Source organism: Photorhabdus akhurstii, from assembly GCF_018448925.1.
In the GTDB taxonomy this organism is placed as follows: Bacteria; Pseudomonadota; Gammaproteobacteria; order Enterobacterales; family Enterobacteriaceae; genus Photorhabdus; species Photorhabdus akhurstii.
In genome coordinates this window covers 57,791-80,148 of sequence record NZ_RCWE01000006.1, presented here as the reverse complement: position 1 = coordinate 80,148, position 22,358 = coordinate 57,791, and the positions used below count along the sequence as shown (strand labels likewise).

Sequence of the window (22,358 nt, the reverse complement as noted above, 5' to 3'; positions counted from 1 at the left end):
TTCTGAATTATATGATTTCCAGCCAGTTTCATGACATGAATGTATTTATAGATATTATTTTAGAAGATCGTAAATGTAATCTTTAGGATGGAAATCAATAGGAGCATTGATAAGGAGCTTCCTAATATTTTCAAAATCGTAATTTTCACAAGATGTTTTTAGGTCATTTAATAATGGGTTTAATTTATCCCAAGTCAGAAAAACTTCATTGGCTGTCATTATTCTTGGGTGATTGGTGCCAGAGACATTATCACCAATTAAGAGCTCTTCATAAAGTTTTTCACCGGGTCTTAATCCGGTAATTTTGATTTCGATATCGCCATGAGGATTGGTTTCATCTTTTACGGCCAGCCCAGAAAGATGGATCATTTTCCGGGCGAGATCATAAATTTTTACTGATTCGCCCATATCCAGAACAAAGACATCGCCATTATTGCCCATCGCTCCTGCCTGGATAACTAATTGGGCGGCTTCCGGGATTGTCATGAAGTAACGGGTAATGTCTTTGTGAGTGAGGGTTATCGGCCCACCACTTTTTATCTGTTTCTCGAATAGGGGGACAACGGAACCGGATGAACCAAGAACGTTACCAAAGCGAACCATTGAGAATTTTGTATGGCTGTTCTCTTTAGCAAAAGCTTGTAGTATTAGTTCGGCAAATCTTTTTGTTGCGCCCATTGTATTTGTCGGGCGGACGGCTTTATCGGTAGAGATTAATACAAATTTGTCAACTTTTTGGTTAACTGCGGCTTTAGCCAGTGAGAGGGTGCCAAAGATATTGTTATTAATGCCCTCTATGGTATTCATTTCTACTAGTGGAACATGTTTATATGCCGCAGCGTGGTATATGGTATTAATGTTAAATTTATTGATTATTCTGGCTATTTTATCTGAATCTTTTATATCACCTAAAATTGCAGTAATGGTTATATTCAGATCTCTATCTGAATTTATCTTTTGTAACTCTTTTTCTATTGAGTAAAGGCAATATTCGGTTAATTCAAATAAGACCAGTTGCGAAGGAGATTGAGTGATGATTTGCCGGCATAACTCTGATCCGATTGAACCACCGGCACCGGTAATAAGCACATTTTTGTTTTTAATGTTTTTACTGAGTAAACTTTGTAGTGGGTTAACTTGTTCTCTTCCTAGCAGATCGTTAATAGAAACTCGTTTCAGTGAGTTTATTTGCGCTTTTCCTTCAACCAGATCATTGAAGCTTGGGATGGTGAGGATTTCACAATGCTCTTTTTGGAGTCTTTCAAGTATTTTTTTTCTATTAGATATTGATGCACTGGGTATGGCTAATAATATTTTCTTTATATTATATTTTTCTACTAAAATTGTTATCTTCTCTGGAGAGAAGACATAAACCCCATGAATAGATAAATTGTGTAATTTAATATTGTCATCAATAAAAGCAATCGGATTGAATTCTCTATGTTCTCTTAATATGGGTAAGAGTTGCCGGCCAGATTCTCCGGCTCCATATATGATAACAGGCGCGCCTTTATATTTTATTAAATTACGTAGCGTTCTATAGACAAATCTTGTGCCGCAGAGTGAGATAACCAGAAAAGAAAAATAGATAATTGGTACAGTTCTGGGTAGAAATGCTTGCTGGTATAACGAAATTGCAGTCAATAATAGAGTAGATAGAAATGAACCAATAATGGCCCATTTCAATATACTCATGTTGACATATTTTAATATAGATCTGTAAAAACCAATTCTTAAGAAAATAAATAGCGTTAAAGGTATAGTGAATATAATAGTTAACCAATGTTGTAAGCTGTGGATGGGGACTTCTCTGTCAAGGCGTAGCCACATGCTTAGCCAGTATGAAATAATGATAATAAATATATCTACAATCAGAAGAACGATGGTTTTGATTAATCTATCTTGATTGAAAAACATTCTCTTGTTCATAATGATTAATTACCTAAACACTACTTTATAAATTGTTTTAAAAATGATCTTTAGGTCATAGAAAAATGACTTTTTATCAATATATTCTAAGTAGTACTTGGCTTTTATCGGCATAATAATATCGATATAAGCTTGATGAGGATCTTTATATTGGCTTAGTATCTGGTTTTCATCTATCATTTCTATGGAAGCCAAATCTGTTATGCCGGGTTTTACCGATAATATTTTGTTTCTGACATCATCTGGATATTTGTCCATAAATTGTGGTACTTCGGGTCTTGGCCCGACTAAGCTCATTTTTCCTCGAACAACATCAATCAGTTGAGCTAATTCATCAATTTTATATTTACGTATAAATTTTCCAGAGTGGGTAATACGCAGATCATTACCGATAGTAAGTTGTCCTTTTTGCTCCGATCCCGTCGTCATGCTCCTAAATTTGTGAATATAAAAATCTTGATTATATTGGCCCACTCGTTTTTGTCGGAAAAAAATAGGACCTTTTGAATCCATTTTTATCCAGATAGCAATAGTGATTAAAATAGGGAGTAATAGGATGAGTCCAATGAGAGAAGAAATAAAATCAAAAAGCCTTTTTATAGCTAAATAATATGTCATCATTTATGCCAAGATCTCTTTAATTGTTTTGATAACGTAGATTTGGTCTTCTTTTGTCATTTTTGTATATAAAGGGATGGATACAATTCTTTTAAAGTTTTCTTCTGCGATTGGGAAGTTGTTTTCATTAAGAGAATAGGTATTTTTCCAGATGGGTTGTTTATGTAGTGGGATAAAATGGACAGAGCAGCCTATATTTTTTTCTGCCATTTTTATGATAAAGTCATCCCGGGATATTTTAACCTCATCATTTAATCTTATGGTATATAGGTGCCAGGCGTGTTGGCTATTAGGTTCTTTAGGCTTAGTAGGTAAGATAATGGGCAGATCTTTTAATTCATCATCATAGAGTTTCGCCATCGCTTCTCTTTTCTTGTGGAAAGTGTTTATTTTCTGTAATTGATGGATGCCGATGGATGCACAAATATCGGGCATGTTATATTTATATCCTGGCTCAATCACTTCATAATACCAGGCAGGTATTTTAGATTGATATCTATCAAAGGCGTCTTTGCTAATGCCGTGGAGACGCATTATTTTTGCTCTTTTTATGATATCTGGATCTCTGGAGACTAGCATGCCGCCCTCTGCTGTCGTCATGGTTTTATTCGCGTAGAAGCTGAATACGGTGACATCGGTGTCTAGTGTGCCAATTTTCTTTCCCTTGTATAAAGTCGGAAATGAATGGGCGGCATCTTCAACTATTCGTAAATTAAATTTTTTAGCTAACGCAATAATGGCATCCATATCACAGGACAGACCCGCAAAGTGTACAGGCATAATTGCTTTAGTTTTGGCGGTTATGGCTTTTTCTATTGCTATTGGGTCAATATTCAGGCTGTCAGGTAAAGAGTCAACAAAAACAGGGTGAGCCCCTAAATAACGGACAACTTCTGCGGTTGCCGTAAAGGTATAGGTCGGAACGATGACTTCATCACCTGGCTGGATACCAATGGCTTCCAACGCTAAATGTAATCCCGCCGTAGCTGAATTTACAGAAATTGCTTCAACATCAGAACCCAAATATTGGGCAAAATCTTGTTCAAATCTTCTGGCTTTAGGCCCGGTGGTTATCCAACCCGTTTTAAGTGAGTCAATAACTTCATCAATTTCTTCTTGGCTGATTTCTGGGAGTGCGAAAGGGAGAAAAAAAGAGTTCATGATATAATCCTTATCTTTTGTTTTTTACGTGGAATTTCTTATTGAATATAATTTTCATTATTCCAATGAGATACCCTGATCCATAAGATAAATGTATGCACAAAAATATTAAGGGTAAAAAAATATAGTTTTTTTTATTTTTTAAGTTGGCTTTTATTGATACCAGTAAAGTTAAGAAGAAATAGATAAAAATACAACCTATATATAGATATAAAAATATTGAGCTAGTGAATGAGAGAACTAATCCTAGGATTAGCCCTAAGACAAAAATTGGTGGTATTAATTGCCGGAATGATGTTATTTTTTTTAATTTTAAATTGACTAGTGGTTTAAATAATCCGTATTGATAGAACATAGAACAGATTTTTTTAATTGAATCTCTGGGATAATAATCAATAATAATATCTGGGGAAAGATATATATTACCTCCATGCTTTACAATTCTGTTGTTAAATTCATCATCTTGGTTTCTAATTAAATCCTCATCAAACAGCCCTATTTTATCGAATATTGTTCTTTTGAAAAATCCGAAAGGTACTGTATCAACTCTTTTTATATCATTAATGCCAATTCGAAAATAGGAATTACCCATTCCAAAGCGAGTACTTAAGGAGTATGCAATATTATGGGCAATGGTTGTAGAATTACATGGTTTTGTATTAACAATTCCACCTATATTATCAGCGTCAAGTTCTTTTGATAAGTTATATAGTTTGGATAAGTAGTTACTGGGATAGCAGGAATGAGCATCGATTCTGGCTATATATTCCCCTGATGAGTTTTTTATACCAATATTCAGAACAGCAGAAACATGTTTATCAGGATTATATAGTAATTTTATGAACTCATATTTTTCAGTATAACTCTGAATTACCTTTAAAGTACTATCTGAGCTACAACCATCTATAAAAATAATCTCTAATTGCCCTGTAGGGTAATCTTGTTTTAGAAGTGATTCAATACACCCTTCTATATATTTTTCTTCATCTAATATAGGGCAAATAACTGATATATTTATCATGGTTGAATAATCACTCTATTTGGATAGTAATGATGGTTATTTAAATATAATCCCTATATTTTTTTCAAATCTTCCGGTTTTAGGTCGAGTGGTTATCCACCATTGTTTTAAGTGAGTCAATGACTTTAACAATTTTAGATTGCCCAATTTCAGGTAATCCAAAAGGAAGGAATTTATTATTCATGATTGATTATGGCCTTGATGAAATTGTCTGCTAATATGGAATAAGCGTGATTTTCTAATGCGTAAATTTTACCTTTTTGCCCCATTTGGTTTAATTCTTCAGTTGATAATTCACTGAGTTTTAATAAGGCTTGAGCAATGTCTTCTGGCTTGCCTGACTTAACGGTGATACCGCAATTCACTTCGGAAACAGGGTCATTACCGGCATCAATCGCACATAAAATGGGTTTGCCCGCCATCATATAATCGATAAGTTTATTAGGGCTGATGCCAAATCTGAATAATGATTGCTTTTGTAACCCTATATAGGCAATGTCAATTTTATTGAGTAGTGTCGGGATTTGAGTTTTAGGGATCGGCTCAAAGAAGATAACGTTATGTATTCCCAGTGATTCAGATTCTTTAATTAAATTCTCCTTTTCGAAGCCAGTGCCAACCAATAAAAAAGTAATGGGTTTATCATGAAGCAGTGAAGCTGTTTTGAGTAATCTTTCTAGTGCATTTGGCCGTCCGTGAGCGCCACAATAACATACAATTTTGTGCCCTTTATTTTTTTCAGCTGTGATTAACGTTTCAAGTAAGCTGTTTAATGGCGTGAGTTGATTTACCCAATCATCTATAACTACACCATTGGGAATAATATGTAATTTATTAAGACCTAATCCATGCGCTTTCGTATGTTCTTGTACGTTAGGAAGCATGGAAACAACCACATCCGCATATTTATAAGCTGCATTTTCAGCGAATTGACATAATTGAATAAAGGGATGTTTCGGTGACATGCCACCTAATTCTATGGGGGAAAGCGGCCATAAATCATGTAGTTCAAAGACCAATTTGGCATTAGCTTTTTGAGCAATACGTTTTGCCACCCAGATATCCATCGGATATGTACTTGAAGCAATGACAACATCAGGTCGATATTTTTTAACTAGATTGTGACTATCAAACCAAATTTGCCGTAAAAAAGAGAAAATATTTTTGACTCTGGGTAATCCATTTCCGCTATAGCTCGGGGTTGGATACCAGACATATTCTAATCCGTTAATATTTTCGGTGGTTTTTTTATTATCTATCAGCTTAGGTTGTTTTGTTCGGACATGAGAATAGGAGGCTGCGAGTAGGGCAATATTATGTCCAGATTTAATCCACTCTTGCCCTAAATGATATGGGCGAAATTCCATACCCAGGTCCGGCGAACCCGCATAATGGTTTATATAGACGATATTCATAGTAATTTTTCTAATTCGTCAGTAATTCTTGTCGCGGCGATACCGCCGCCATACATGGATTGAATAGAGGCCATATTAGTCCCTATCATGTCATGAACGGCCTGGGTTATTTTTTTATTTTCAGCTTCTGAAAGTTTATTTACGCCGGCTTCAATTAATTCTACCCATTCAGTTTGATCTCTCACGGTGATACAAGGTTTACGGAAGAAAAAAGCCTCTTTTTGTAGTCCGCCGCTATCGGTAATAATCAGAGCAGTGTTTTTGAGTAGCCAGATCATCTCTAAATATCCCACTGGCTCAATTAAATGGACGTCTAAATGTAAGCCGTATTGCGCTAACATTTTTTTAGTTCTTGGGTGAATTGGCATTATAACAATAGCAATTCTTTTATGTATGTCATTTAAGGCGTTTACAATTTCAGTTAAACGTGCCAGATTATCGGTATTTTCAGCACGATGGAGTGTGGTTAATATGAAGTTTTGTATGGAATCCAGCCCATCGGGTTTTTTGGCCATTTGGCTAAAATATAAAGCAGCATCTTCCATGACATCACCGACTTTTCTGATATGAACGGGCTTTGAGCCGAAGCCTTCTGCTTGTAGGTTATTGACGGCAATGTCTGTTGGACAGAATAGAATTGAACTCACATTATCGGTTAATATTCTGTTTATTTCTTCGGGCATCTGCATATTAAAACTGCGTAGACCGGCTTCAACATGGATAATCGGAATATGTAATTTAGATGCGGCTAGTGCGCCAGCTAAAGTCGAGTTTGTATCACCATATACCATGACGGCATCCGGTCTTTCTGTGATAAGTACTTTTTCAACTTCGATTAGCATCTTTCCGGTCATTTCGCCGTGCGAGCCGCCATGAATATTGAGGGTGTAATCCGGTTTGGGGATGGCTAATTCATTAAAAAATATATCAGACATATTAGTATCAAAATGTTGACCTGTATGAATGATAATTTCTTTAAATTTATTATGATTTTTTAAAGCGCGAGATACTGGGCTTGCTTTAATGAATTGCGGTCTGGCGCCTAATACGGTAATGATTTTTTTCATATCGATTAACGTCCAATGTGTTGGTAAAATTTGTTAAGTTTATTTTTTTCAATATCCCAATTGTATTTTTCATTGACTGCGATAAGCCCATTGCGACCCATCTCTTCCGCTATATCAGGGTTATTTGACAAGTAATCTATCGCATTAGCGATTTCTTTAGGATTTAATGGGTCGATACAAATGCCACAATGGTTTTTTACAACAATATCTTTCCATAATGTGAAATTTGAAGCGATGACCGGGATACCCGCACTCATATATTCGAATATCTTATTGGGTTGAGCATCAATATGATTGGGGAGTGGGTGATATAGAACGATACCCGCAATAGATTTAGATAAAAGTTCTTTGGTTTCTATGCGATTTAAAAATCCCAGTTCATCTATTTTGTGCCAATTTTTCATGTTTTTTATTTTATTCTCTAGCTCTTTATCCGAAAAATTGCCTGCGAGTTTCATTTTTGTATTCGTCGTGAGATGCGAGAGGGATTCAACTATTTCTGCTATGCCTCTAATGTCAGAAATGCCGCCGACATAGCAGACTTGTTTTTCTTTTTCATACCAGTTGGCGTTTTCATTATATAATTCACCTAATATGGGGTAATTATTAATGTCTATGGTATTGTTATTGAGTTTTAAGAATTTATCTCTTATTGATGGGGTGGCCGTAATAATTCCATCAAATTTAGGCGTAGAATATTTCTCGTAGAGGGAGAATAATTTAGAGATAATAACCCGGGTAAATTTATTTAAATAAGGTTTGCTAAAAATTTGTTTAGGGACATCTTCATGGGCATCAAAAATGACTATTTTACCTTTCTTTTTCAATTTTAATCCGATAGGGATGAGCTCTGGATCATGGAAATGATATAAGTCAGAGTCTAATTCTAATGCTTTTTTATAAACTTTATCGGTTGTTTTAAAGATTCTATTTAATCTACCGGGTAATACACCGACATCAATGATAGCAATGTTGTTCTTTACTTCATTACCTTTACCATCTGCGACAATAAGGGAGACCTCATGTTCTTTTTGTAAGGCAGAACACTCTTTTAGAAAAATACGGATGTCGAAACGCGAATGCACAGAGGTCATATGTGTAATTTTCATAAGGATATTTTGTTAGTTTTCGTCGGGAATAAAAATAATAATATGCTTAATGCCAGCAGCCCATAGGTCAGTAGCAGTGCTGTAATCGCTGAGTTTGATATTGTGTATACAAAGGGTAAATAGAGTGTCGTTGAAAATTCAAATGGAACTTTTTTTGAGCTCAGGTTCATGGCAAAGAGCAACATATTAAATATAAAAAAGTTTATGATTAAACCCAGTGTGCCGTATCTGGCGATGCCGTCTCCAATAAAGCCGGTATTCGCCGATCCTGATGTGCCATAATAGATCTGAGAAACTATTTGAGGCGCTTCTGTCGTAAATTCACTATTAGTGTTGTAAATATAGTCATAAAAGTAATAGGTGTTTAATGTGGGTGTGAAGAATACTCTGCGTAGCCAATGTATCAGTGGATCATAGAAATCGAAAACAAAATATAATATCCCGGCGGTCAGGAATAAATAGAGAATGATATTTATCACTGAGTTACTTATCGATCTTGTTCCTTTTATATAGAAGAATAGAACGATAACAGCGAGATTCATGAATGCTATGCTTTTTAATCCTGAAGAGCTGTAGATTAAATAGGAAATCATAATGCTTATTGTAATGAGGAGATATCTAATTGGACCTCGTATATAGAGTGATGCTAATAGTAACAATGGTGAAATAACATATCCCCCATTGGTGATGATGTACATAGTGAGTAGCGGTGTGCTGTCTTTAAAGTGCTGTCTCACGGAATAAACTTTAAATATATTAGGGGGTATTAGACTTAATCCAGGATTACTCATGACGAATAAGAGCACAATAATACCACATCCTATTATCAGTATTTTATATAAATCCCACGGAATTTTTAGTTTTGGCATCGTTATTCTATCTATTATCCGAAAGAACAATATAGATGAGAAAAATAATATGTTTATTGTGCATACGAAAATGATTGAGTTGATAGAAGCCGAATTAATCAGTGGGAATATAATTGATACCGGTATAATGTAAGTGATATAGATTAACCATAAAAAGACCATCACGGGATTTTTTTGGTTGTTGAGTAAAATGAGCGGTAAGAATGATATCCAACAGAAAAAAATACTTAAGTAACCTTGTGGGGTAATATTATAGCCTCTTACTTCATGAAATGTGTCTAATATAAGCACTGAATTCAGGTAGATAATAACCTGATAGATAAATATTTTCAGGATTATTTTAATATTATTTTGCATTTTTTCTGATAAAGAAGTAAATGAGTGATAATACTAAGATAGACAGGAAATACATAGTAATAAATTGATAATATGCCCAACTCATAGGGCCATGTTTTATGTAATAATACCCACTATTAATGACGGATTTATTCCAGTTATTATATAAATCTATTATTTCTTTATTTTTAAAATTTTGATTTCTCTCTATCAAATCTTTTAAAAGAAGGGTATGTATTCTATGATATTTAATGTTATTTGGATTACCAATTAAATCATAGCTGGACCATTCATTTTTTATGTCGAACTTAAATATATTATGACTGATTGATTGATATAATTTATCGGATATTCGGGTATTTTCATCTATATTTAAATAATTCTCAAAGGACTCAATACCATAAGTAGAGTAGATCATGCCGTTTAATACAAAAGCCAATTGGTCTGAATCGGCTTGAGGATCAACATATTCTTCAATCCAGGGCATATTGTCTAATGTTGTTAAACTGCCGCCTTTATGGATAGGTGTTAGTGATGATTGATAGAGTAATTTCGACGTTAGCAGATATTTATCATCGCCAAAATGGTCATAAGCCCTTAATAGGAGAATAATGGCATAAGCATCGGTTAATCCAGACCACCAGGGGGCAAAGAGTTTGTTGTTTTTATAGCCTTTATATGACCAATCGAAATCATATAAGTAATGATTTTCACCCTTAAATAATTTTATATTGTTTAATAACCAGTCGGCTGAAAACTTAAAATTAGCGATTAATTCGTTTTGACTGAATTTCGGTGGCGGTACATTCCAGCCGGGTAAGGATGAATCGGTTCGCCATAATATATTAACGTTATCTTTATTTAAGCCTAAAGAAGAGTATATCAGGCCATAGTGAACAACATAAAATGGGGATAAGAATGGTGCGGGAATATGGGGTGAGTGCGATAATGGAAAACCATTGCTATTAAATTCGCGTTGAGCAAATTTTCCTTTCATGACCAAACTTCTTATATTCCCGTTGAATTCATCTAATTCATAAGCATATTTATTGAATGTATAGCTGACAATCATCACGATAATGATATAGGGAATTATTTTTATTATATTTTTGCTTTTCTTCATTTTAACCTTCTTTACGTATGAAAGATAATTTTAAAATATAAGCCGTACTCGTCATATAAAGAATAAAACTTGTGAGTGAAAATAATAACAGGGTAAGATAAATATCGCCTAATAGATATCCAGTAAGGAGGGCGATTAATCTTAATATAATCGATATTGTTTGAATAAATAAATTGCTTTTCTGATGTTCATAAATGGATAAATATATCGATAACGATGAATATATTATTTGTCCGCATAAGTGCGGTATTAAACATAATAGATATTTACCTGATTCAAGCCATTCTTCACCGAAAATAAAGGTTATAATGGGTATGCCCGCGAAGTATGTCACTATAGCAAATAAAATAGCAATGAGCGTTAGGCAATAAAATGTTTTTTTTATCTTTAAAAAAGGTGATGTAATCGTGTCTTTTAAATATCCTTGTAATATAGACGAAACGGTTTGGGTTAATAGTGTAATTGGGGCGCCTGATATTCTCGATGCAATTAAATAAAACCCTGCGGATTTTAGCCCATAGGTGGACATGATAAATAATTGAGGTAGTTCATTACTCAATGTGTTAATGAGAGCCGCAGGAAAATCATAAGTTGGAAATTTATAATATTTGTGAGCAAGCAGTTTTACTTTTTTAAATTCATGTTTGTTGATAATTAAACGATATTTTGATCTTTTACTTAAAAATAGAACACCTAATGATTGACCTAATATTTGGCCTAATATGAGACTGCTTGCGCCTAAATGAGTAATGCCACCAATGATTTGAGTGCTAATCATGGCAACGGTTTGCGTTATTTTAGTGATAGAGAGAGCATGGTATTGCTTGTCTCTTATACTATTAAAACTGACTGCACGATAAAACCCATAGGTGATAATACCTAGGGGGATAAAGTATATATAATTTCCTATAATTATCTTTTCTGAGATATTAGATATTGCAATAACAGTGATAACTATCAAGCTAATGGTTATGGGAATAATGCAAGATAATGTGATTAGTGAATTAATTTCACGCTTTTTTCCTGATGCACTGATTGAAAATTCATAACGAAGACAAGCACCGACGGCAAAAACACTTAAAAGCGATGAAAATGAAGCATAAATACCTAATTCTTCAGGTGAAAATAGTCTGGTTAATACCGGTGTTGATAGCAGTAATAATATCTGGCTGAATAATGATGAGAGTAATAAGCCAGATATATTCCTCAATAATTTATAATTCATAGATTTTAAATTGAACTGGCAATTTTATTAATTAAATCTATGGATAAATAGGGGTGCATAGGCAAACTAATCACTTCTTGTGCGATTTCATCTCCTATAGGCAGGGTAATATTACTAGCCACCGCGGGTTGTTTATTCAGGGGAATGGGGTAATGAATGGCGGTGGGAATACCTTGTTCTTTTAATTTGTGTTGTAATTCATCGCGGTTTTTAACCCGGATAGTATATTGCGCATAGGCTGAGAGATTGTGGGGCTCAATATACGGCGTGGTCATGATGCCGATATTGTTCAACGCCTGATGATAGTTTTCTGCCACATTCTGACGTAATGCCATTTCTTCATCAAATATCTCCAGTTTGGGCAGTAAAATAGCCGCTTGCAGGGTATCTAAACGGCTGTTCACCCCGATTCGGATATGGTGGTATCGTCGGTCTTGTCCGTGTCGGGCAATTTGGCGAATAATTTTCGCCAGTTCTTTATCGTGGGTGAAAATAGCTCCACCGTCACCGTAACACCCTAACGGTTTGCTGGGGAAGAAACTGGTACAGGAAATTGTGGTCAGGTTACAGGAGCGTTTGCCTTTATAAGTGGCGCCGAAACTCTGGGCTGCATCTTCTATCACGGTAAGGTTATATTTTTCGGCGATGGCGTTGATTTCGTCAAAATCGGCACATTGACCAAATAAGGAAACCGGAATGATGGCTCTGGTTTTTGGGGTAATCGCCGCTTCAAGTTGCGCCGGATCTAAATTATACGTCGTGGGCTTGACGTCAACATAAACCGGAACTCCGCCCAGTAGCGCAACGGTTTCAGCGGTGGCAATGTAGGTAAAGCCCGGGGTAATCACTTCGTCGCCGGGTTTAATGCCAATCGCCATTAAGGCAATTTGTAGCGCATCGGTGCCATTGGCGCAGGTAATGCAATATGGCGCCCCGGTGTAGGCAATCAGCTTTGCTTCTAATTCGTCGACTTCGGGCCCTAAAATATATTTTCCATGTGCTAATACTTTCTGGATATTCGCGTCAATTTTATCTTTAATTTTAAGCTGCTGTGCTGCCAGATCGGTAAATTGCATGCCTTGGTCCTTGATTATTTAATTCGCACGACAATGTTGTTATTGAGCTGATAAATATGATGGGTGTGAGGACAGGTTGTTGTTGTTTGCCCGTGTAGCGGTAAATCTAATTGTTCGCCAAATTCACTCATCCAGCCAATTTGTTTGGCCGGTACACCCACCATCAGGGCATAATCGGGAACATCTTTATTCACTACCGCGCCGGCGCCAATAAAAGCATAGGCGCCAATGGTGGCGCCACAAACAATGGTACAGTTGGCGCCTAAGGTGGCGCCTTTTTTTACTCGCGTATTTTTATATTCACTTTTTCTTTCAATGAATGAGCGGGGATTATAGACATTGGTGAACACCATGCTGGGACCACAAAATACCCCGTCTTCCAGATGAACATTGTCATAAACCGAGACATTATTTTGTATTTTGCAGTGATTGCCGATAGTGACTTGATTGCCAATAAAGACATTTTGTCCTAAGGAGCAACCCTCGCCAATTTGGGCGCCAGAACAAACATGGGTGAAATGCCAGATACGGCTGTTTTTTCCGATTTGTGCCCCTTCATCAACGATGGCACTGGGATGTATCATCACGTGTTCTGCTGACATGAGACCTTTTCCATAGATTTAATAGGTTAAAGGTAAAGAAACGGTTTTATTATCTCTGGCGGATAAATAGGCGGCGATAAGCAGCTCTAAGGATTTTAAGCCTTCCCGGCCGTCGGTTATCGGTTTGGCTTCGCCCTTCATCACATCAATGACATTTTTATAATAAAGCGGATGACCAAATCCGTACACCGACGTGGTTTCGTAATTGGCGGCTTTGACTTGCTGGTCATACTCTTTTTCGTCAGCGAAATGCCATTCCTGGATTTCATTGACGGCTAAACCCCCCACTCTGACGGTGCCTTTTTCGCCTAAGATGGTGATGGAGCCTTCAAGATTCTGCGGATAAGTGCACATGGTAACGGCCATTGAGCCTAATGTGCCATCCCGCCAGCGGATATTGAGTACCCCGGTATCTTCCGTTTCGATATCTAAGTAGGTCGAGGTCATGGCCTGAACATCTTTGACCGGGCCGATTAACCATTCAATTAAATCCACATAGTGGCTTGCCTGATTCATGAAGGCGCCGCCATCAAATTCCCAGGTGCCGCGCCAGGCGGCCTGATCATAATAGGCTTGGGGACGGGTCCAGAAAACGTTGAGGTGGACCAGGTGGATTTTGCCAAACCGTTTTTCACTGACCGCCCGTTTCAGTAATTGCAGGGTGGCGTTTAAGCGGTTTTGTTTGACGACGAAGAGGTGTTTTCCGGCTTTATCCGCCGCTTTAACCATGTTTTCTCCCTCAGCCAGCCGGGTGGCCATCGGCTTTTCGGTGACGACATGAAAACCTTTATCAAAGCAGGCCATCGCCTGCGCTGGATGCAGGCCGGAGGGGGTGGTCAGGATAATGATATCGGCGGTGATGTTATCCAGCATCGTGTTTAAGTCGCTAAAACCTGGGACGCCGGTTTTTTCTACCGCCGTGTTTAATGCGTTTTGATCGTTATCACAGACGGCCACTAATTCGGCCGTTTCTTGATGTATTTCCAGAGAATTGAAATGATTTTTAGCGATCCGCCCACAGCCGACTAAAGCAAATCTTATCTTTCTGTCGTTGATAGTGCTCAGCATAATCTTATCCTAAGTTAAGCTTTGATAATGTTTCTGTGATGGGAGGCATATTTGCCACGAGTATCGACGACTAATTTGGCGTTATTGATGATCAATTCATAATCAAATTTATCGTGATCGGTGGCTAAAATAACGCAGTCGAAATCTTTGAGACTATTTTCAGTAAGAGGGTGGCTGATTAAATTAAAATGATGCTCCCGCATTTTCGGGAAGAGCGGGACATGCGGATCGGCATATTCAATATTGGCCCCTAATGCGCTTAATTTTTCCATAATATGCACGGAGGGACTTTCTCGCATATCATCCACATTCTTTTTATAGGCGATGCCGAGGATTAAAATGCGGCTGCCATTAATGGATTTATTAGCCTTGTTAAGGGCTAATACGGTTTTATTGACCACATAATCGGGCATGGAGGAATTGACTTCACCGGAGAGTTCAATAAAGCGGGTATTGATACCATATTCCCGGGCTTTCCAGGTTAAATAGAAGGGATCAATCGGAATACAGTGGCCGCCTAATCCGGGGCCGGGATAATAGGGAACGAAGCCGAAGGGTTTGGTTGCCGCGGCTCTAATCACTTCGTGGATATCAATCCCCATTTTATCGGCAACCAGTTTCATTTCGTTAACTAAGCCGATATTAACCGCCCGGTGGATATTCTCCAGCAGTTTTGTCATCTCGGCGGCTTTGGTTGAGCTGACAGGAACAACCTGGTCAATGGCGTGTTGATAAACAGCGATACCGGCTTTTAAGCAGTTTTCAGTATGACCGCCTATGACTTTAGGAATGGTGCGGGTTTCGAAATCGGGGTTGCCGGGATCTTCCCGTTCGGGTGAATAGACCAGAAAGATATCCTCACCCACCTTTAATCCGCTCTCTTCAACCCGGGGGAGTAACTCTTCTTCCGTGGTGCCCGGATAGGTGGTGCTTTCTAAGGAGAGGACTTGTCCGGCTCTTAAATACGGTTTTACCCTGTCGGTGGTGTTAATGACGAAACTGATATCGGGTTCACGGTATTTATTTAACGGTGTCGGGACACAAAGGATAATGGCATCGCATTGAGCGATTTTGGTGAAATCCGTGGTGGCTTCAAAACCGGTCTTGAGCGCGTGACTGATTTTGGTCGCGGGAATATGTTCAATGTAACTTTGGCCGTGATTTAATTTATCTGTTTTTTCTTTATCGATATCGAAACCAATGACTTTAAAACCGATATCGTTATATCTGAGCATTAACGGTAAGCCAACATAACCCAGGCCAACAATGGCAATGGTGGCGGTTTTATTATCAAATTTCTCGGTGAGAATGTTGAGTGAGGACATATTTTGCCTTTTAAGATGATGACTTAAAAAATAAAATTTATGAAAGTAAATTACATTTGGTTTTTAATAGGATGTTATCTATTTTCATAAGTTTTATTTGGCAGGTGAAACTTTAACAAGCTTTGCAAATAGATTTTGTAAGATATATTTCTGAAATAATAAATAAGGTAATAACAACGCTACCGCACTAGGTTATTGGCTCCCAGAACTCCATAGAATCTTATAATTTTATCTACAGTTTTGATTTTTCAGTGCTTTTGTCTGCTGTAATAGAAAAGCAATTAAAGATAAGTATTTTTAATGAATAACAGGGGAGGTTAAACCGTCAGACTCGCCGGGTCAAGCATAAATAAAATTTATTTATTTAATAAATTTTTAGAATAAGGTTAGCAAAAATCTGTATTATCGGCCATGAAGTGGTAGCCAAATAACCAAGCGTAAGCCGCCGAGTGGGCTGTCTTCAGCTCGTACCCAACCACGGTGCTGGTTAATCGCGGTTTCAACAATGGCTAAGCCAAGGCCAGTGCCGCCGGATTCCCGATCGCGGGCTTCGTCTGTACGGTAGAAAGGGCGGAATATGTGTTCGCGGTCTTCTGGGTTGACACCCGGACCGTCATCATCAACGGTAATGGTGATCCCTTGATTATCGGCGTGAAATGCGACCGCAATATGGTGGTGGGAGTAGCGCAAGGCATTACGCACGATATTTTCAAAAGCACTGCCAAGTGCTAATGGGTTGCAGTAAATTGCCCAAGAACTCGGTGGTAAAGTCGCTTCAAGGATTTTGTCCATCTGTTCGGCTTCGAAGCGGGCATTGTCAAGAATATCGTGCCATAAATCTGTCATTTTGATGTTTTCTCTCAACAGTTCATTTTTATGCTGACTGCGGGAGAGCACTAACAGATCGTTAATCATGCTGTCTAGCCGTTGGGCTTCTGTCTCAATTCTTTCCAGCTCTTTACTCTCGCCATGACGGCGGCGGAGTAATGCTGTGGCAAGCTGTAGGCGGGTGAGCGGTGTGCGTAGTTCGTGGGAGATATCGGAAATTAGCCGTTGTTGTGCGGTGACCATTCTTTCCAATACACTGATCATTTGGTTGAAACTGTTACCGGCGGCCAGAAACTCTTGTGGGCCAGCTTCCAGTTCTGGATGCTGACGTAGATTACCTTTAGCAACATCGTCGGCGGCATTTTTTAATTTGCGGGCAGGTTTAGCTAAACTCCATGCCAGCCATAATAGGAGGGGCGCACTGATTAACATAGTGGCGGTTAATAGTAATAGTGGCCGGTCAAACATCAGATTAATGAAATCCGATTGTGGGCTATTTGCTGGACGAACTAAATAAAGTTGATAATGATCTTCTCCATCTCGAATGGAAAAGGGTCCTAACATTTCAGAGCGGCCATATTTTTTCTTTTTCGGGTGATCGGCGTTATCTGATTGTCCAATAAAGTTGCGGACAACTTGCATTTCGCTTCTTTGTGCGCCAATCACTCTCCCTTCACTGGTGACCAGTATCAGGCGCTGGCCTGGGGGGGCCCATTTTTCAATCGCGCGGAATAAACGGCGCCACCAAAGTAAATCGTTAGCGGGATCTTGAGCTAATTCTGCTTCTATATGTTGTTCCAGCATAACTCCCTGCCGATATTCATTTTCCAGCAGAGAGGTTAGTTGTCTGGAATCCAGTTTCGGCACCATTAATACCAACATTAGGACTAACGCCAGAGTAAACCAGAAAATTGCGAAGATGCGTGCCGTTAAACTGTTTATCATGTCGCAGATACCATTAAATATCCTCGCCCACGTAAAGTCTTAAACCAGGGTAGTCCATCTTCCCGCTCAGGTAATTTACGGCGTAGGTTAGAGATATGCATATCAATTGCTCGGTCAAATGGAGTGAGTCGCTTACCTAATACTTCCTGGCTCAAATGTTCGCGGGAAACCACTTGACCTAAATGTTGAGTTAGTAAATAGAGCAAGGTAAATTCGGTACCGGTTAAATCGAGAATCTGATTAGCGAAGCTGGCTTCCTGTCGGCCGGGGTTCAATTGCAGGTTATCGACCTGAAGCGTAGGTAGGCCACTGTCTGTTTGTTGCTGCTCACTCCAGTTTGAGCGGCGAAGAATAGCACGTATACGCGCTACTAACTCACGATCATTAAATGGTTTGGCAAGATAGTCATCCGCCCCTAATTCTAGTCCCAGAACACGATCCAAATCACTTCCTCGCGCTGTCAGCATAATGACTGGAGTTTGATGGTGTAGACGCAGCTCTTTCAATGTCGTAATGCCATTTTTACGCGGCATCATAATATCGAGTAGTAGTAAGTCGATCGAATCGTCAAGGAATTTTAATGCCTGCTCTCCGTCATGAGCGATCACAACGTTAAATCCTTCCATTTCAAGTAATTCTTTTAATAGTGATGTCAGTTCACGGTCATCATCAACTAATAGGATTTTATGCATCGATTACTTCCTCCAAGAACAAAAATACGATAACAAACTTTGCTATTCCACGACTTTACGTTCTTTTACAAGCCTTTGACGCTAGTTTGCAGCCGCGTAGGTATAGTTGTCCACATTGGACCTAATAGCATCGTTCGGGGAAACGAGGAGTTGTTTAATGCGTAACATAGCAGCGTTAGTTTTAGCGTCAATGTTTGTTCTTGGCTCGACAGCATCTTTAGCTGGAACAGCAAGTACAATACACGCTGCTACGGTACCCGATAATTGTGCGCCTTGCGATTATAAAAATGTAGGAAACTATCATTATCGTAATAATGATGCTGGTGACAATGACCATATGTTCAGCGGTATCACTTTAACTGAGCAGCAGCGTCAACAGATGCGTGATTTGGTAGGGCAGAAACATCAACCACGTTCATCGATGTCGATGAGTCGCACAGAGCGAGAAGAGATGCGTAAGCTGGTCACTGCGAAGGATTTTGATGAGGTGGCAGTAAAAGCCCTGATTGAAAAGATGCTCAGATGTAATGTGGAACGTCAGGTAGAAATGGCCCGTATCCATCACCTGATATACCAACTGTTAACGCCTGAGCAACAAGCACAATTGGAACAGCATTATCGGCAGCGTATGTCCCAATTACCGAACTGATTTGTAATACCCATAGCAGCAAAGTAGTAGTAAATGAGAATTTTTCCTTGCCATAGACACCATCCCTGTCTTTCAGGCCCTTTTTAGGGCCTTTTTTTTCAGTCACTTACAACACATTTCTTTGTAAAACAACAACATAAAAAAGTATGAAGGGGTTAGAAAGTATACGAAAGTTTTTGAGTGTGGACGCTTGGTGGACGCTCGCCACACTCTCTAGCTTTATTCTACTTCTATCCCACCCTTAAGAGGGTTTAATGTAATAGCATGTTGCAGATAGTCCGGGGCAAGGTGTGCATAGACCATTGTTTGGATTATGCTGGCGTGCCCTAATATCTGCTGTAATGCAATTATATTCCCTCCATTCATCATGAAGTGGCTGGCAAAAGTGTGCCTGAGGACATGAGTTGCTTGTCCTTTAGGTAAGTCGGGCTTTACTACATGTAAGATCTTGCAGAAATTTATGTAGTCAACATTGAACAGCTTGCCCATTTTCTTTTTACCGCGAATTTCTTTCTCTAATTTGTCAGAAATGGGAACGATGCGTTGATCTCCATTTTTGGTATTTAGAAAAATTACACGGCCTTTTAATACCTGTTGAGCGGCCAGACTTTCCGCTTCCCCCCAGCGAGCGCCAGTGCTAAGGCAAAGTAAAGCCAGCTTTTTTTCCTCTTTATTTAGAGAATTAAGCAGTAGTTCTATCTCTGGTGTTGTGAGATAGGTCATAGCAACATTTTTCTCGCTTAATGGTTCTAATCCTTGTAGAGGATTTGTACCGGTAAATTCCTCAATTTTTATTAAGGTCGAGAACATACCGGATAGTCTGTACATATCTCGATTTACAGTTTTCGCGCTTATTCCATCAGCCAGCCGTTTTCCCCGATGTTCCATGATGACTCTCTTTGTGAGGTGACCTATTGTGGGGTTGTTAAGTTGTCTCATTGTTTTGGTGAGATGTCGCTTCTCTATTGCTCCATTGTCTGTGTTTTGTCCGTAATATAGCCACCAAATATTGATGAAATCACTAAGTTGTGTCTTATCATTCGTGGTGAATGGTTCACTATTGCTAGCCTGTGTGAGCGTGTAACGTTCAAAGGCAACTGCTTCACTTTTTCTATTAAATTTCCTACGGAGTCTTGTTCCTGTGCTGCCGTAGGGTCTTACATCCACTTCGTAGCGTCCATCATTGAGCTTCTTAATTGCCATAAGTAAGCCCTTCGATGAAACTGACAGATTGTGACCACAACTCGTCAGCATACGCATAACCAATATCTAGCCAATTTTCTGGCTTGAGTGGAATGAGGTTTCGTTCTCTGGCCCATTGTGCGCGATAGCCGGCGAGACTTGACCAGCTTCCGGTGCTGTAGTGTCAGTCATTAGCCACAGCGTATATTTTTTGAACTTAGGGTGTTGAGTTAATTTAGAAAGTGTGTTCCAGCCGGGTTCGTTATGTCCTCCCTCTAATTTTTTTAATGTGCTAAGGGGGAGCTGCATGATTTCACAGAATTGTGATTGACTCAGGTTCTCTGCATTACGCATGGCCTTTATTTAATTCTGATGATGAAAAATATAAATCACAGATATGGCACGCATCAGTATTTTTATTTCTAAACCGGTATTGCTTTAATGGCCTGTGTCGTTATGAATCATAATGTCTCCATTTTCCTCATTAACCCGGTCTAATCCCCCGCCAGGGCGTTATTTTCACTTCTCCTGCAATAAAATGTTTGTTCTCCAGAAATAAAAACAACAAAGCATTGCGATTAGCAATGGCAGCTCGCAGGGCGAGACAGCTACGCAGGCTTGATGCACAGCACAACGTAGCCCCCGTCCGTTCAAAGAAGATAACGGGGGTGATTCATCTGTTGATGAAGGATACGCGCAATCAGAATATCGGTATCCCGGATAGTATAGAAAACCGTGTGGCGGTGAAACTCAACCCGCATGACACTTGGGACAGATGGGTATTCCCTCCCTATATGTGGCATCTCAGCTAGCGTGTCAAAAAATGCTTCCAGTGCCTCCGTATAATGGTCAGCCTGAGCTTCACCTGTATAATCATAAATCCCAGCAAAATCTTCAGCAGCCTGATCCGTGAGCTTATACATTATGTCTGCGTTTCCGTTGTTCCGCTATATCCCGTAGGGTCAGCGAGCTTTCCCCACTTTCCAAGCCAGCAATAACCGCCTTGCGTACAATCTCATCGTAAGCTTCTTGTTGCTCCAGCAAACGCAGCGCTGAACGCATAACTTCACTGGCATTTCCATAACGGCCACTTTCAATCATGCGCTGTACGAACCCGTCAAGCTGTTCGCCCATACTAACAGTAGTAATTTTTCTCATATCTCACCGATGTATTAATAGTTAATACATCAAGTGTGCAGCAAATGAGGCTGCATTACCAATGTCCTGAAGCCCCGAAAAAAATCGGGGCTTATGTCGATGTGGTCAAGGGGTGGACAATTACTTAAATAAATCCTTTTATTACAATGTGTTATGTTTTAAAAACAAACACCATCCCGTCTTTTCCCCCGCCTTATGGCGGGATTTTTTTATCTGGCTAAGATTAATTCACTTTAAAATCAACCAGATAAAAGTTTTACAAGCAACTGTAAGTAGCGTGGAAATTTTCAAGTGTGGACACTAGTGTGGACACTTTTGAGTGCTACGGTTGCTTATGATTGCTAAATTTCCATGCCGCCATTCAGTGGGTTTAACGTGATTGCAAATAGTCGGGTGCCAGATGAGCATACGCCATAGTTTGTTGTATATTGGCATGACCGAGTATTTGTTGCAGTGCAACAATGTTTCCACCTTTCATCACAAAATGACTCGCGAATGTGTGGCGTAGAACGTGCGTTGCTTGTCCTTCTGGTAAATCAGGTTTTATTGACTTTAACTTTGTACGAAAGCTTTCGTAATCAACGTCAAATAATTCCCCTGACTTCTGTTTGATTTCCTTTTCTAACTCTTTTGATATCGGAATAGTTCTTTGTTTGCCATTTTTGGTTTTTAAAAATGTCACTCGACAACTTGGTATTTCGGGTTGTTGCTACCAAAAGACACTGTATTTGCACTTTCTGCAACCTACGAAAACGGGTATAACGGTGTCCGTGATGTTGCTTCGCATCCGCAAAACTGCGCTTTATCGCCTCCTTTCGTCGTTTGTAGATCTTTATTCCCCCACGGGGTTAATCGGTTTTCTCTGGCTTGCTTTTTACTGGCCTCCTAAATATGGCGGGTTATCATTTTTCAGGCTATTTTGCTAATATGACAACACAAATGGCAACATGCTTTAAGGCA

General features: G+C 38.9%; 21 protein-coding genes and 2 pseudogenes. 1 reads left to right on the top strand and 22 read right to left on the bottom strand.

Annotation, left to right across the window (positions count from 1 at the left end):
• Positions 1-54: 54 nt before the first annotated feature.
• The 16 genes from EAE93_RS09640 to cpxR form a co-directional block, all read right to left on the bottom strand.
• Complete coding sequence (locus tag EAE93_RS09640; RefSeq protein ID WP_214039574.1) at positions 55-1,929, bottom strand: polysaccharide biosynthesis protein; 1,875 nt, start codon at positions 1,927-1,929, stop codon at positions 55-57.
• Positions 1,930-1,938: 9 nt separating this feature from the next.
• Complete coding sequence (locus EAE93_RS09635) at positions 1,939-2,550, bottom strand: sugar transferase (RefSeq protein ID WP_214039573.1); 612 nt, start codon at positions 2,548-2,550, stop codon at positions 1,939-1,941.
• A complete protein-coding gene (locus tag EAE93_RS09630) occupies positions 2,551-3,708 on the bottom strand; it encodes a DegT/DnrJ/EryC1/StrS family aminotransferase (RefSeq protein WP_214039572.1) in 1,158 nt (385 codons plus the stop codon).
• A gap of 10 nt (positions 3,709-3,718) precedes the next feature.
• Positions 3,719-4,729 (bottom strand): glycosyltransferase family 2 protein, encoded by a 1,011-nt coding sequence (locus tag EAE93_RS09625; RefSeq protein ID WP_214039571.1) that lies wholly within the window; start codon positions 4,727-4,729, stop codon positions 3,719-3,721.
• Positions 4,730-4,905: 176 nt separating this feature from the next.
• Positions 4,906-6,096, bottom strand: coding sequence for a glycosyltransferase family 4 protein (locus EAE93_RS09620; protein WP_250150967.1), 1,191 nt, complete (start codon positions 6,094-6,096; stop codon positions 4,906-4,908).
• 44 nt (positions 6,097-6,140) lie between these two features.
• On the bottom strand, positions 6,141-7,211 hold the full coding sequence (gene wecB, locus EAE93_RS09615) for a non-hydrolyzing UDP-N-acetylglucosamine 2-epimerase (protein WP_110085748.1): 1,071 nt from the start codon (positions 7,209-7,211) through the stop codon (positions 6,141-6,143).
• A 5-nt stretch (positions 7,212-7,216) separates the two neighbouring features.
• On the bottom strand, positions 7,217-8,305 hold the full coding sequence (locus EAE93_RS09610; RefSeq protein ID WP_250150966.1) for a glycosyltransferase: 1,089 nt from the start codon (positions 8,303-8,305) through the stop codon (positions 7,217-7,219).
• 11 nt (positions 8,306-8,316) lie between these two features.
• Entirely contained in the window at positions 8,317-8,862 is a 546-nt protein-coding gene (locus EAE93_RS24475) for a hypothetical protein (RefSeq protein ID WP_250150965.1), read from the bottom strand.
• 673 nt (positions 8,863-9,535) lie between these two features.
• On the bottom strand, positions 9,536-10,648 hold the full coding sequence (locus tag EAE93_RS09600) for a D-glucuronyl C5-epimerase family protein (protein ID WP_214039567.1): 1,113 nt from the start codon (positions 10,646-10,648) through the stop codon (positions 9,536-9,538).
• A gap of 1 nt (position 10,649) precedes the next feature.
• Positions 10,650-11,873, bottom strand: coding sequence for a lipopolysaccharide biosynthesis protein (locus tag EAE93_RS09595; RefSeq protein ID WP_036780947.1), 1,224 nt, complete (start codon positions 11,871-11,873; stop codon positions 10,650-10,652).
• Positions 11,874-11,878: 5 nt separating this feature from the next.
• Positions 11,879-12,949: a DegT/DnrJ/EryC1/StrS family aminotransferase gene (locus EAE93_RS09590; RefSeq protein WP_214039566.1), complete on the bottom strand. Its 1,071-nt coding sequence runs from the start codon at positions 12,947-12,949 to the stop codon at positions 11,879-11,881.
• Positions 12,950-12,963: 14 nt separating this feature from the next.
• Positions 12,964-13,551, bottom strand: coding sequence for an acyltransferase (locus tag EAE93_RS09585; RefSeq protein WP_250150964.1), 588 nt, complete (start codon positions 13,549-13,551; stop codon positions 12,964-12,966).
• A gap of 18 nt (positions 13,552-13,569) precedes the next feature.
• Positions 13,570-14,619, bottom strand: a complete 1,050-nt coding sequence (locus EAE93_RS09580; RefSeq protein WP_214039565.1) for a Gfo/Idh/MocA family protein — start codon at positions 14,617-14,619, stop codon at positions 13,570-13,572.
• A 14-nt stretch (positions 14,620-14,633) separates the two neighbouring features.
• A complete protein-coding gene (locus EAE93_RS09575) occupies positions 14,634-15,944 on the bottom strand; it encodes a nucleotide sugar dehydrogenase (protein WP_214039564.1) in 1,311 nt (436 codons plus the stop codon).
• A gap of 402 nt (positions 15,945-16,346) precedes the next feature.
• Positions 16,347-17,717 (bottom strand): envelope stress sensor histidine kinase CpxA, encoded by a 1,371-nt coding sequence (gene cpxA / locus EAE93_RS09570; RefSeq protein ID WP_214039563.1) that lies wholly within the window; start codon positions 17,715-17,717, stop codon positions 16,347-16,349.
• On the bottom strand, positions 17,714-18,409 hold the full coding sequence (gene cpxR / locus EAE93_RS09565) for an envelope stress response regulator transcription factor CpxR (RefSeq protein ID WP_036780962.1): 696 nt from the start codon (positions 18,407-18,409) through the stop codon (positions 17,714-17,716). Before cpxR ends, cpxA begins: the two co-directional genes overlap by 4 nt.
• Positions 18,410-18,566: 157 nt before the next feature.
• Here cpxR and cpxP point away from each other — a divergent pair, with 157 nt between their 5' ends.
• On the top strand, positions 18,567-19,058 hold the full coding sequence (cpxP, locus tag EAE93_RS09560; protein ID WP_036811327.1) for a cell-envelope stress modulator CpxP: 492 nt from the start codon (positions 18,567-18,569) through the stop codon (positions 19,056-19,058).
• A 219-nt stretch (positions 19,059-19,277) separates the two neighbouring features.
• On the opposite strand, the gene EAE93_RS09555 is transcribed toward cpxP, so the two are convergent.
• From EAE93_RS09555 to EAE93_RS09530, 6 genes and pseudogenes are all read right to left on the bottom strand, one after another.
• The gene (locus EAE93_RS09555; protein WP_214039562.1) at positions 19,278-20,261 is read right to left on the bottom strand and encodes a phage integrase; all 984 of its coding nucleotides are present in this window, start codon (positions 20,259-20,261) and stop codon (positions 19,278-19,280) included.
• Positions 20,262-20,327: 66 nt separating this feature from the next.
• Complete coding sequence (locus EAE93_RS09550; RefSeq protein ID WP_036811439.1) at positions 20,328-20,594, bottom strand: helix-turn-helix domain-containing protein; 267 nt, start codon at positions 20,592-20,594, stop codon at positions 20,328-20,330.
• 296 nt (positions 20,595-20,890) lie between these two features.
• A complete protein-coding gene (locus EAE93_RS09545; protein ID WP_214039561.1) occupies positions 20,891-21,163 on the bottom strand; it encodes a type II toxin-antitoxin system RelE/ParE family toxin in 273 nt (90 codons plus the stop codon).
• Positions 21,156-21,398, bottom strand: coding sequence for a type II toxin-antitoxin system ParD family antitoxin (locus EAE93_RS09540; RefSeq protein WP_036780161.1), 243 nt, complete (start codon positions 21,396-21,398; stop codon positions 21,156-21,158). The genes EAE93_RS09545 and EAE93_RS09540 overlap by 8 nt, the downstream gene beginning before the upstream one ends.
• 341 nt (positions 21,399-21,739) lie before the next feature.
• Positions 21,740-22,098, bottom strand: a pseudogene (locus tag EAE93_RS09535) (tyrosine-type recombinase/integrase); the annotation flags it as partial.
• A pseudogene (locus tag EAE93_RS09530) lies at positions 21,983-22,307 on the bottom strand (transposase); the annotation flags it as partial. The pseudogenes EAE93_RS09535 and EAE93_RS09530, both read right to left, overlap by 116 nt.
• Between the last annotated feature and the right edge of the window lie 51 nt (positions 22,308-22,358).